This is a genomic window from Thiohalomonas denitrificans, from assembly GCF_900102855.1.
Taxonomy (GTDB): Bacteria; Pseudomonadota; Gammaproteobacteria; order Thiohalomonadales; family Thiohalomonadaceae; genus Thiohalomonas; species Thiohalomonas denitrificans.
Map to the genome: position 1 here is coordinate 39,923 of NZ_FMWD01000006.1, position 11,648 is coordinate 51,570.

Sequence of the window (11,648 nt, forward strand, 5' to 3'; positions counted from 1 at the left end):
CATTGACTTTCATTCACACTCTTTTAATTGGGGAGACTCCATGCAATTCACTTCGCCTCCTGTACGATTCCTGATCAAGGCCGCGCTTCTGGCCATTCTTCTGGGCAGTCTGGGCTTCTTCATTCCATTGGCGCTCCTGCCGGATGGGTTCGATGCGACCCTCGCAATGGCCATTGGCAGCTTTGCCGGTGCCTTCCTCGGCGCCTGGTTGGCGGGCATCGGCGAAACGCCGGCTACCGCAAAAAGGCCGGACGAGTCCCATTCGGTGTTCGTAGGCAATCTCAATTTCAAGGCCCGAAACGAGGATCTGCGGGAGCTGTTTGCCCAGTACGGCGATGTCCACTCGGTACGCATAATGACCGATCGCGCTACCCGCCGGCCGCGCGGCTTCGGTTTCGTGGAAATGGACGAAAAAGGTGCCCGCAAGGCCATTTCGGCCCTGGATGGTCAGGAGTTCCTGGGACGCAAGCTGCGGGTCAATGAGGGCAAGGAGCGTAGGAACGACCAGGAGCGTCAGAGGGAGGCCTGATCGGCGGACCTGACGATGTCCGGGCTGAAGCCCGACCTACAAGAACTGACGGGCTAAAGCCCGACCTACAAGGGACGGGGGATCGTGACGGGCTGAGGCCCGACCTGCAGGTCAGCGGCTGTGCTGCAGGTCGGCCTTCAGCCGTCATCCAGATTTGCAGTATCAAAATCCTAACAGACCCGATTACGCTCCTCGCCACGCAGAAACGCATTGATATTCGCTACCGTCTCGTGACAGATCCGCTCGGCATCGGCGGGCTTATGCGGATGAGTCTCGGGAACGTGGCAGACGGCCACTCCCCGACTCTGTGCCGCCTCGATATCGATATGGGCGCACTCTCCACCGGCTACCGCCACCATCTTCAACTTGGGCAGGGCATCCAGCGTCGCGGCATCGAGCGGCGTTGCAGCTGTCACCACAATATGACTCCGCCAGCAGCGCTCCGGAACCTCCGCCACTGGTGTCTCGCCATACTGTGACCAGCCAAACCGATCCGCCTCAAGCGCCGGGAAATCCGCCTCACCGGCGAGATACCCCGCGTCTACCACCATCACGTTCATTGCCATTGGCAACCCTTTCTCCTAATCACAAACTCAATTTTGAACTTGTGTACTGTTGCATGCTTGGCGATACTTTCAGAGCCCCCCAAAAACGTCAGGACAAGGCGCAGCGCGCAGGCAATGGTATTTCCCTTGTCAAGCGCTGCACGAATCCGCCGGGAGCGGATTCGGACAGCCGAAGGCTGGCCCGAAGGGCGGACTCCAGGGACGGAGTCCGCAACGCCGTCATGGCGTTTTTGGGGGGCTCCCTCCGGGCGAGCCGCTGGCCGGCCAGCGGCTCGCTGAAAGCACCGCCAAGCATGCAACAGTACACTAGCTACCCGCGAACCGGGATATTGTCCCGCTCCAGTGCGGCATCGATCTCGGCTTCGGCGGAAACCCAGTCGGCGTGCGGATCCCCCCCGGCGAAGCCGCGCTTTTCCGCACGGTAAAAGGCAGCCTCGGCGATCATGGCGGCACGCTGTGCCGCACTGACGCTGCGCGGAGCCGCCGTTTTCGGGCCGCCTGCCGGTTTGGCTTTCTTCGCTACACTTTTCTTCGCCGTCACACTTTTCTTCGACGCCACCCTGCCGGGGGCGGGCTTTTTGGGGGTGCTCTTCCTGGTGCCGGCTTTCTTGGGAGCTGCCTTCTTTGCAGCGGGCTTGCGGCTGGCGCTCTTTTTCACCGCGCCTTTGGCGGAAGCCTTCTTTTCCGTGCCCTGCTTTGTTGCCACTCTCTTCTCGGTCGCATCTTCAGCCATCCGTCGCATCCCCTTCAATGATTGCGAATATCCACCGCCGTAGCCGTCTATAGGGCACTTCTATTAATCCAACGCGGATTCTGTTGGATTAATAGAAGTGCCCTATGCGACGGCCCATCCAATCCGAGGCATTGTAGCCCCTTCGGTTTGGCAGGCAACCGCCCGGTTGCCATTTTTTCGCAGGTCACTCAGGAGGCACAGTTCTGATCGGATTGCGCCGCGGTTGCGGACCCCCGGAAGATTTCAGGTCTACCGAAAAACCAGCCTTGCGCGGCATCGATTCCGATATCCTGCAATACCGTGTGGGTTTGCGCGTCCGCCACTTGTTCGGCAATTGTGATCTTCCCCATGGCATGCGCCACTTCATTGAGCGCCTGCAACATCGCGAGCCGGACCGGGTCTCCGAAGAGGTCGGCGGTATAGGAACCGTCGATCTTGACATAGTCGACCGGCAACTCCCTGAGGTGGCTGAACGAGCCATAGCTCGCGCCGAAATTATCGACCCCCGTCGTGCAGCCGATATCCCGCAGCGCCATCAGGAATTGAATGGTAGCCGGCAGATTGGCCACTGCAGCATGTTCATCGATCTCGAATTGCAGGTGTACCGGATCCAGGCCCGTTCGATCAAGCTCGCGCACAAGGGTTTTCAGCACCCGGCTGTCGTTTACGGCCCAGGCGGAGAGATTGATCATGTACGACCCGGAATAGCCGTCGGCCAGATTTCGCATCACTCTCTGAATGACCCAGCTATCGATCCGGGCAAGCAACCCGAAGCGCTCCGCAGCAGGCAGGAAACCGGCAGGCATCACCATTCCTCCGTCCCCGCGCGGCAGCCGCAGCAGCGCCTCCCGGGCAATTTCGCGTCCACTGCGCAATTCGATCAGCGGCTGGCAGGCGATGACGAAGGTATCGTCCCATAGCGCCTTTTTGAGCCGCTGCGACCAGCCCATATGCAACGACATGGAATCCAGGCTTTTCCGGTCACCAACCACGTAGAGGTGGCAACAGTTGCGACCCTGTTGCTTCGCGAGGTGACAGGCCAGATCGGCATTTGCCAATAGCTGCTCCCTGCTATTCACCGATTCGTCCAGGGTGGCAATGCCAATGGAGCAACCCACATCTATCACGTGTCCCTCCTCCCGCAGACGGTAATCGACCAGGGCCTTGCGGAAGCCTTCGGCAGCGGCGGGCGCGCGTTCACTGTCGGACTCGTGCAGCAACACCGCGAACTCGTCGCCCCCCAACCGGGCCAGGACATCCCCACGCCGCAAGCGCTCCCCAAGCAGCGCGGTCACCTCCACCAGGACCCGGTCTCCGATCAGGTGACCCAGGGTATCGTTGACGTACTTGAAATTGTCCAGATCGATGTAGAGAAGGGCATAATTGGTCCGGCCGCGGGGTGCGCGATCGATCACCCGGCCGAGCTCCTCCATGAAAAAGCGGCGGTTGTAAAGCCCGGTCAGCGGATCATAGGTTGCCATCTGGCGAAGGCGTTCGAGCAACTCTTCACGTTCGGTGACATCGGCAACGAACGCCGTGAACAGCGGACCATCCTCCAGCTCGATACGGCGAACTTTCAGTGACATACGAAAGCTCGAGCCGTCCCTGCGCCGCACGGTGACGATCGGTCCTGATTCCTCACCCGCTGTTATCACCACCGACTCCGGAAGCGCCGCGATATCCAGCTCGGGCGCGAGGAAGGAACCCCGCCTGCCGATGACCTGGGCCGCAGAATAGCCGAACAGTCGCTCAGCCGATTTGTTGAAGGACTCCACTCGGCCATCCGCACCGAAAGTGATGACCCCATCATGGGCATGATCGAGGACCGAGGAGAGCCGCAGTTGGCGCATCCGCAGCTGACTGCGCATGCCTTCGAAGGCGGCGTTCAACAGTCGGACCTCATCCGTTCCGGCGGCTGGCAGCCGTACCGTCCGGCCCCCGCGCCCCTCATTTTCGAGCGCCGTGACGACCCTGAACAGCGGCTTGCGGATGGAGCGTTCAAAGGCCACATAGCCGATCATCATGAACAGATATGCCACCAGCGTAGCGCCCCACAGGGAATAACCGAGGAAACGTGCCCGCTCCACGGCGGTCATGATCCCCTGCTCGAGAAGCGTTCCCAGCCGGGTGCTCATAGCCTCCACCCGTTGCCACATCTGCAGCAGCGCCGGCTCCACCTGTTGCCTCATCTGTGGGAGATCGCGGCGCCAGTCGGGCGAACGATAGATCTGCGCCACCTCGGCAAACAGGTCATCATAAAGCGCTGCCGCCTCGCGCATCTGTTCCACCGCTTCGGAGTGCTCAAACGGCAATTCGCCCATTTTGTCCAGTTGCGCCAATTCCTCCAGCAATAGCAGAACGCGCTCGAAGTAGATGCTTCGATCCTGCAGATTTCGGTCCATGCTCGCGGCGGGGGCACCGTAGACGCCGAAACGGTTGGCGATGAAAAGGCGGCTCTCCATCAGCTGACGTGCCCACAAATGGCGGAGCTCGAGCAACATCCGGGTACTGGAATTCAGGCCGGTTTCGGAATGAATGGCCGAGTCCAGTGCGGTAAGAAAGCGCTGAGTGGCTGGATAGAGCCTGGAGCGCACCAGAGGCATTGCCGGAAAGCGCGTCTCCACGTCGGAAGCAACCTCGATCAACTGTTCGGTGCTGGTGCGAAGCTGCCGGAAATCCTCGAGCATCTGCCGAACCTCACCGTAGATGCGCGGGAAGCGCCGTTTTTCACTCTCCCTGGAGAGTCGGCCGAGGGAATCGCCCACCCTGCGGAGTTTTTGGCGGACCTGCGCGCCACTGCGTTCAGTCGGTTCGAGGATATAGAGGAACAGGCTGACTTCCATCTCCTGAAGAGTCCAGACGAGCCCGTCCAGTGTCTTCTGTATCCGACGACTTTCGTCAGCCAGGGCGACACCGTTGGTTGCGGTCTCCGTGATGACACGCCCGGTGTAGATGGCGAGCGCCCACAACGCAAGCGCCAGCACTACGGCGATCACCAGGAAACGGCTACGAAAGCTCCCCCACAGACGCAATAGCCCCCCTCCCCAATCCCTTGCCTGTTCAACGGTATTTCACGTCAGCTACTGGTTCCCGGCGGTACGCAGCTTGGCGGCAATAAAATCCTTGTGAGGGACATAGAGGAGTTCGGCGATCTTGCGCACCATATGTTCCTCGTAGCGGTCCACCCTGCCGTCCGCCCACGCCACCTCCCACAGATGCTCGACCACTCGCACTTTCTGCTCGGGACTGAATCGCTCATTAATGAGCGAGGTGAACTGGTAGTAATCGGTCGACTCACGTACCTCCTCGGCAGCAAGCGCCATGAGCTCTTCGGTCTCGGCCTTCGGCAACTCGAACTTGCGCTGAACCGCATCGGCAACGACGTCCAGCTCTTCGGGACGAACCGTCTCGTCCTGGCGCGCCATCTCGAACAGCAGGGCGGCGGTCGCCAAGTGTACCGCATGCTCATCGGAACCTTCCGCTTCGCGGGGTGGATTCAGGTTACGTTCGAAAAACTCACGGAGTTGGCTAAGCATACTCTCTCCTTGGGCTCTGTTGGCAAGGGCATTTCCAAACCGCTCCCTCGGCGCGACGAATTCTGACTTCCTCCCGCCGCCCGGACCGGGCAATCTCAGTGAAGGCCTCGACCCCCGGTAATTATCGAGTCCGGACGTCGTCCTCGCCAGGGCGTTCAAACAGGGCCAGATTCCGCCACGCGGCGGTCGCCTCATGGCCTTCACTGCGAAGCTGCTCCAGGCGCTGGTGCCCCTCCTCCCGCAGCTGCCGCAGTTCATCGGGACCAAACAGCCACAGCGCAGCCTCCACGGCCTCCGGCTCTTCGCTGAGCAGCGTCGCTGCAAGCTCCTCTCGTTCGATGGGCGAGTCGTGGCGCATCAAGTCGGCCACCAGGGCATGTTCAAGCAGGTGTTGGTGGATCTGCCTCGCCTGCTGCTCCTCCTCCAACTCACGGAGGGCCACCGGATCATCCCCTGCCCCGGCGCGAACGGCGCGCATGACCACCTCGGTCAACTTGAGCAACGCCTCCATGACCGGTTGCTGATTACCCGGAAGGCCGGCCCCTTCCGTATAGGCTCGTTCAAGACGGGCCTTCAGCTCAAGCACGGTTTCGCTCTCTTCGTTGGGACTCAGCTCCGCCGCCTCCCGAACCAGACGCTGAAATCGCTCCATGAAGGCGGAAAGCTCTTCCCGATCGCGACGAGCCGCTTCGTCAATCTCTGCCTGGGTGATCAGCCGATCTCCACGATCAAACAGGGGATTGTCCCATTGGCGAGCCAAATGCCTCTCCCGGGGACCGGGCCGGGGGGAAAACCGCAGTGCCATGTTTGTCGTCTCATCTTGCCGGGGAAGCTGCGTATGATACATTTTAACGTACGGTCTACCCATGTTTGCAGGCGGAACCCTATGGACGTCAAATACTTGTTACGGAGAAAGGAGTCTGCCAACCATTTCGGCGTCAGCCCCGAACAGCGGCTGACCGATGCAGTGAGACTGATGATGCAGCATCGCATCGGTTCACTGGTGGTGATGGAAGACGAGAAACTGGTAGGCATCATCAGTGAACGCGACGTAATGCGCGCCGCCGATGATCATCTCGATCGCTTCCGCGATGTCCAGGTCAAGGACGTGATGACGTCGGATCCGGTGACGTGCACCGCAGAGATGACCGTAGACGATGCGATGGACACGCTGCTACACAACGCTACCGGCAACCGCATCCGTCATCTGCCCGTTCTATCGGACGGGCAACTGGTCGGCGTGATCTCCATCGGCGATATCATTCAGGCACTGCTGACGGAAACCCGCTTCGAGAACCGGCTGCTGAAACACTACATCAAGAACTGGCCCGAAGAAGGGCTCTGAAACCGCACCAGCCCGGCCACTCTCCAGGAACCGGCTAGAATGCAGGATGGAGTGAACCCCGCGAACAATGATGGGGTTCGCAAGTTCACCCCATCCTACGGTTCTCGAGCACCACACCGGCCATTATCCAGGAGCAGTCCGAATGCAGGATGGGGTGAGCCTGCGAACCCCATCGGAAAACAACCAAAAGAACCGTCCGCCCCGATTCAGGTCTCCTCGACATCGAGGTTGTTGAAGTCGGCAAAGTTGGTCAGAAACTCGAACAGCATCGGGTCCTCCTCCTCCAGGCTCCGATCGATGACCACACAGTTCACCCCGTCCTTTGTCGTCATTGCCACCTTGGGATGAAAACGCACGCGACCCTTCGGACCCGGACGGGCGACAGCGGTTGTCAGGCGCTGCGCCCAATCGCTGGGCCGAAACTTGCGGCCATCGCGAGTCACTCCCTTGATGATGATTTTGCCGGTTTGCTCGCTCATGCCTCTCAGTCGGCGGGCCACTCGTCTACCGCAAGCATAGCTGCTGGGAATGCAGTCACATCCAGGGAACGCCGGGCGGATGAGCTTTGACCGGGACTGGACGGCATGCTAAAAAGCCCCTATTTCGCCAGCAGGCAGGAGAGCAATGTGGAAGTCATCGGTATCGATATCGGTTTTGGCTTCACCAAGGCGACCAACAACCGTCGAACCCTGATCTTCAAGTCCGTGTTCGGGGAAGCCACCGACATCCCGTTTCGGGAAAGCCTTTCAGGAGGCCAGGACGACTACATTCATATCGAAACCGAAGATGGCGCGCTTTTCGTGGGCGAACTGGCCGAACGTCAGAGCGGCGTGCGCTATTTCACCCTCGACCATGACCAGTTCGTCACCCGCTTCGTCAAGACGCTGGCCCTGGCGGCCCTCTCCCAGCTGGCGCCTCGCAACGTGCCGGTGAATCTGGTGACCGGGCTGCCGGTCGGCCAGTTCAGGGAGCACCGCGACGAATTGACGCGCATATTGCAGGGACGTCACCCGGTAACCACCATCGATCGCGAGGGTGAGCGCAGGGAGACCGTGATCAGCGTGCAGAAGGTACGGGTGGTCCCGCAGCCCTTCGGCTCGCTGTTCAATGCCATGCTCAACGACAAGGGCGAGGCCACAGAGCGCACACTGATGAACGAGAAGGTCGGGGTCATCGATATCGGCTTTCGCACGGCCGATTACACCATCGCCAACCGTACCAATTATCTGGCCCGTGGCAGCCGTACCACCGATTCCGGTATCTCCCAGGCGTTTGACACCATTGCCTCCAAGCTGCAGGAGCGCAGCGGGGTCGACGTGGAGCTCTACCGCCTCTATGAAGGAGTCAGTAAAGGTTCGATCCGTATCCGCGGCAAGAGCTATGACCTGAAGCGGCTGACCGAACAGGTGTTCGGCCGGCTCGCCACCGATGTGGCCAATGAGGCGAATCGGCTCTGGGCCGACGACTGGGACATCGACCAGATCGTCGTCTCCGGCGGTGGAGGCGCGGTACTCGCGCCCTATCTCGGTCCCCTGGTACACGGTCGCCTGCAGCCGATCGATAACAGCATCGATGCCCGGCTGAACAACGTCCGTGGCTACTGGAAGTACGCCAGACACCTGTGGGATCGCGGCCAGCCCACCTCGCCCTCGCGCCCCGAAGACGCGGAGACGGCATAGGGCGGACCATGCCCGCTATCGTGGCGCCCGCGGGACGTCCTTTGTCCATTAATCCGGGATTCCGGAATCCATTCACTCCCCATTCAGGGGTTTGACCTGCTCCAACTTCCAGATATCGCGGTTGTAGTCCAGCATGGTGCGGTCGGTCGAGAAGCGGCCGCTTCCCGCCGTGTTGAGGATGCTGATTCGGGTCCAGTGCTCCCGGTCGCGGTAGGCCGCCGCGGCCTGCTCCTGTGCAGCCACGAATCCGGTGAAATCGGCGGCCACCAGCCAGGGGTCATGAGGGGTGCGGATGGAGTCGACAATCGGGTCGAAAAGTCCCGGTTCGAAGCGGTTGAAGTGACCCGACTCCAGTAGCTGCATGACCCGGGCCAAATCCCGGTTAGCGGCGATAATAGTGTTCGGATCATACTCCTCCCTGGTCGTTCGGACCTCCTGCGCGTTCAGCCCGAACAGGAAGAAGTTGTCGTCACCGACCTGCTCGCGGATCTCGATGTTGGCTCCGTCGAGAGTACCGATGGTTACCGCACCATTCATCATGAACTTCATATTCCCCGTTCCCGAGGCCTCCTTGCCCGCCGTGGAGATCTGTTCGGAAAGGTCGGTGCCGGGGCAAATCACCTCCATCGCCGAAACCCGGTAATTGGGGACAAACGCCACCTTCAGCCGATTGCCCACCTCAGGGTCACTATTGATGACATTGGCCACATTGTTGATGAGCTTGATGGTCAGCTTGGCAATGAAATAGCCGGGTGCGGCCTTGCCGCCGATCAGCACGCAGCGCGGTGTCCACTCGGAGGTATCACCACTTTTAATGCGATCATAGAGATGAATGACGTGCAAAATGTTCAGAAGCTGGCGCTTGTATTCGTGAATGCGCTTGACCTGCACATCGAACATCGCATCCGGGTCGAAGTGAACACCGCACTCTTTCTCCACCAACTCGGCCAGCCGGACCTTGTTGGCCCGTTTGACATCCCGCCAGCGCTCCCGGAAGGCGGGGTCATCGGCGTGTGACTGCAGTTGATGGAGCTGATCCAGGTCCGCTATCCAGCCGTCTCCAATGCGCTCGGTAATCAGGCCCGACAGTCCGGGGTTGCACCAGGCCAGCCAGCGCCGTTGGGTGACGCCATTGGTCTTATTGTTGAACTTCTCCGGCCACAGCTGGTGAAAGTCGAGAAACAGCCCCTCCTGCAGCAGCCGCGAATGCAACTCGGCGACGCCATTGACCGAAAAGCTGCCGACGATGGCCAGATAGGCCATGCGTACTTGCGGTTCATGACCCTCCTCGATGATCGACATTCGCCGTAGGCGATCGTTGTCGCCCGGCCAGCGTCGGGATACCTCCTCGAGGAAACGTGCGTTGATTTCGTAGACGATCTCCAGATGCCGCGGCAGAAGGCTCCCGAATAGACTCACCGGCCAGCGTTCCAGTGCTTCGGGCAGCAGGGTGTGATTGGTGTAGGCCATGGTGTGCCGGGTAATATCCCAGGCCTGATCCCAGCCCAGCCCGTGCTCATCCATCAGCAGACGCATCAGTTCCGCCACCGAGACACTGGGGTGGGTATCGTTGAGCTGAAAGCAGTTCTGGTCGGCAAACCGGATGAAATCTCCGCCATTGTGCTTCACCCACCAGCGCAGAACATCCTTCAGGCTGGCCGATGCCAGGAAGAACTGCTGCTTCAGCCGCAGTTCCTTTCCGCACTCACTGGCGTCATTGGGGTAGAGCACCATGGTGATGTTTTCGGCGGCATTCTTCTGCTCCACCGATTCCGGGTAGCTGCCGGCGTTGAACTCGCCGAGATCGAATTCATCGGTGGCGGCTGCACCCCAGAGACGCAACGTGTTGACGGTATCGTTCTGATAACCGGGCACCGGAACATCATACGGTACGGCCAGCACATCCTTGGTGGCCACCCAGCGCCAGCGCGTCTGGCCGGTTCCATCCTGGTAGGTTTCGCTACGGCCGCCAAACTGCACTCGCTGGGTGTACTCGGGTCGCTCCAGCTCCCAGGGGTTGCCATCGCGCAGCCAGTGATCGGGCTCCTCCAACTGGAAACCATTCTCGATTTGCTGCCGGAACATGCCGTACTCGTAGCGAAGTCCGTAACCGCGTACCGGCAGTTGCAAACTGGCACAGCTATCCATGAAACAGGCCGCCAGACGTCCCAGGCCGCCATTGCCGAGACCGGCATCGTGCTCGGCATCGAGGATCTCCTCCAACTGCAAGCCCAGTTCATGCAAGGCCTTGCGGACCGGCTCCTCGACACCCAGGTTCAGGAGTGAATTACCGAGACTGCGGCCGATCAGAAACTCCAGCGAAAGATAGTAGGTGCGCTTGCAGTCGGAACTTTCGTAGGCGTAACGCGTCCGCCGCCAGCGCTCCATGAGCCGGTCACGAAGCGTGAGCGCCAAGGCGGCAAAGGTATAGTGGTCCGACTCGCTATACTTGTCGCGCCCCAGAAAGTGGCTGAAGTAGTGCAAAAATCCGTTCCCGATGGCTTCTTGATCCATCGGCAATGGCTGCAACTCGGTCCGTTCCTGAACAACCTGGCTCTTGTTGAGTACTTCACTTCCCATTTGGAGGTATCCCGAAGCTATTGGATCTGAATTAGTTGTCACCCGGTTTGACGTTTCTCTCCCCGCCGGTACCAGTCTACAAAACAAAACGGGGGGATAAGGGGTATCCGACAAATAATCCGATCATTCTACCTGTAGCCGGGCTTTGATATTGCGATCCGGGTTGCATCGCCCTCCCCTGCGCCCCTTTGCGCCCGAAGATCCCATCAGCACCGACTGCAATCCGGGACATCAGGTTATTTCCGCGGTCCGAAGCGGGGATCGGCTAGACTTGTCTTCAACGGATTTCCAACCATCGACGGTTCAGGAGGATAGCGATGGGCATACAGGCCCCGAACACCGATAAACGCGTGCTGGAGCTTTTCGCCGGAGCGGTTCGCGAGGTCGGCGGCCTGCGCCGGCTGGTCACCGAGCGCCGGCTGGGCTGGCTACCCGAGCTGCTCGCCTCGTCGGAGGTGTTGGTACTCCAGGAGGAGGAGCATCGGCAGCTGGAGGAGATAGCCGAACTCCTGGGAATGAGCCGCGACACGGTCGAGAACATCCTGGCGGCACCGGCCGATCGGGCCGGACAGTGTGTCGACATGCCGCCCCCGCAGGCGATGGAGGATCGCGAGCTGGCTTCCGGTGGTCTGGTTCGAAGGGCCTGGAGTTCCCGGTAAGACACTGTCATCAAACGGTAA

Annotated in this window: 12 protein-coding genes; 5 read left to right on the plus strand and 7 right to left on the minus strand. The window is 60.3% G+C overall.

What is annotated here, in order from left to right; translation table 11 throughout:
* Positions 1-40: 40 nt before the first annotated feature.
* Complete coding sequence (locus BLP65_RS10325) at positions 41-529, plus strand: RNA recognition motif domain-containing protein (RefSeq protein WP_245688299.1); 489 nt, start codon at positions 41-43, stop codon at positions 527-529.
* Between the two features lie 170 nt (positions 530-699).
* Here BLP65_RS10325 and BLP65_RS10330 read toward each other — a convergent pair whose 3' ends face one another.
* Together BLP65_RS10330 and BLP65_RS16725 are read right to left on the minus strand one after the other, a co-directional pair.
* Positions 700-1,095, minus strand: a complete 396-nt coding sequence (locus tag BLP65_RS10330) for a Rossmann-fold NAD(P)-binding domain-containing protein (RefSeq protein ID WP_092996480.1) — start codon at positions 1,093-1,095, stop codon at positions 700-702.
* A gap of 310 nt (positions 1,096-1,405) precedes the next feature.
* Positions 1,406-1,540, minus strand: coding sequence for a DUF2934 domain-containing protein (locus BLP65_RS16725; protein ID WP_139181478.1), 135 nt, complete (start codon positions 1,538-1,540; stop codon positions 1,406-1,408).
* Between BLP65_RS16725 and BLP65_RS16730 the strand changes: the two genes are divergently transcribed.
* Entirely contained in the window at positions 1,539-1,871 is a 333-nt protein-coding gene (locus BLP65_RS16730; protein WP_139181479.1) for a hypothetical protein, read from the plus strand. The two genes, BLP65_RS16725 and BLP65_RS16730, sit on opposite strands and share 2 nt — an antisense overlap.
* Before the next feature lie 145 nt (positions 1,872-2,016).
* Here the strand turns inward: BLP65_RS16730 and BLP65_RS10340 are convergent, their stop codons facing one another.
* The 3 genes from BLP65_RS10340 to BLP65_RS16940 form a co-directional block, all read right to left on the minus strand.
* Complete coding sequence (locus tag BLP65_RS10340; RefSeq protein WP_092996486.1) at positions 2,017-4,860, minus strand: putative bifunctional diguanylate cyclase/phosphodiesterase; 2,844 nt, start codon at positions 4,858-4,860, stop codon at positions 2,017-2,019.
* Positions 4,861-4,908: 48 nt separating this feature from the next.
* Positions 4,909-5,364: a tellurite resistance TerB family protein gene (locus BLP65_RS16935; protein WP_175452529.1), complete on the minus strand. Its 456-nt coding sequence runs from the start codon at positions 5,362-5,364 to the stop codon at positions 4,909-4,911.
* Between the two features lie 121 nt (positions 5,365-5,485).
* On the minus strand, positions 5,486-6,124 hold the full coding sequence (locus tag BLP65_RS16940; RefSeq protein WP_175452530.1) for a hypothetical protein: 639 nt from the start codon (positions 6,122-6,124) through the stop codon (positions 5,486-5,488).
* Between the two features lie 126 nt (positions 6,125-6,250).
* Between BLP65_RS16940 and BLP65_RS16945 the strand changes: the two genes are divergently transcribed.
* Positions 6,251-6,709: a CBS domain-containing protein gene (locus BLP65_RS16945; protein WP_175452531.1), complete on the plus strand. Its 459-nt coding sequence runs from the start codon at positions 6,251-6,253 to the stop codon at positions 6,707-6,709.
* Between the two features lie 206 nt (positions 6,710-6,915).
* On the opposite strand, the gene BLP65_RS10355 is transcribed toward BLP65_RS16945, so the two are convergent.
* A complete protein-coding gene (locus BLP65_RS10355) occupies positions 6,916-7,188 on the minus strand; it encodes a DUF3579 domain-containing protein (protein WP_092996495.1) in 273 nt (90 codons plus the stop codon).
* Between the two features lie 105 nt (positions 7,189-7,293).
* Between BLP65_RS10355 and BLP65_RS10360 the strand changes: the two genes are divergently transcribed.
* Positions 7,294-8,388, plus strand: coding sequence for a ParM/StbA family protein (locus BLP65_RS10360; protein ID WP_217631965.1), 1,095 nt, complete (start codon positions 7,294-7,296; stop codon positions 8,386-8,388).
* A 72-nt stretch (positions 8,389-8,460) separates the two neighbouring features.
* On the opposite strand, the gene BLP65_RS10365 is transcribed toward BLP65_RS10360, so the two are convergent.
* Entirely contained in the window at positions 8,461-10,968 is a 2,508-nt protein-coding gene (locus BLP65_RS10365) for a glycogen/starch/alpha-glucan phosphorylase (RefSeq protein ID WP_092996498.1), read from the minus strand.
* Positions 10,969-11,285: 317 nt separating this feature from the next.
* Between BLP65_RS10365 and BLP65_RS10370 the strand changes: the two genes are divergently transcribed.
* Positions 11,286-11,627 carry a sigma-70 family RNA polymerase sigma factor gene (locus BLP65_RS10370; protein ID WP_092996501.1) on the plus strand — a complete coding sequence of 114 codons (342 nt, stop codon included), beginning with the start codon at positions 11,286-11,288 and terminating at the stop codon, positions 11,625-11,627.
* The last annotated feature ends 21 nt before the right edge of the window (positions 11,628-11,648 follow it).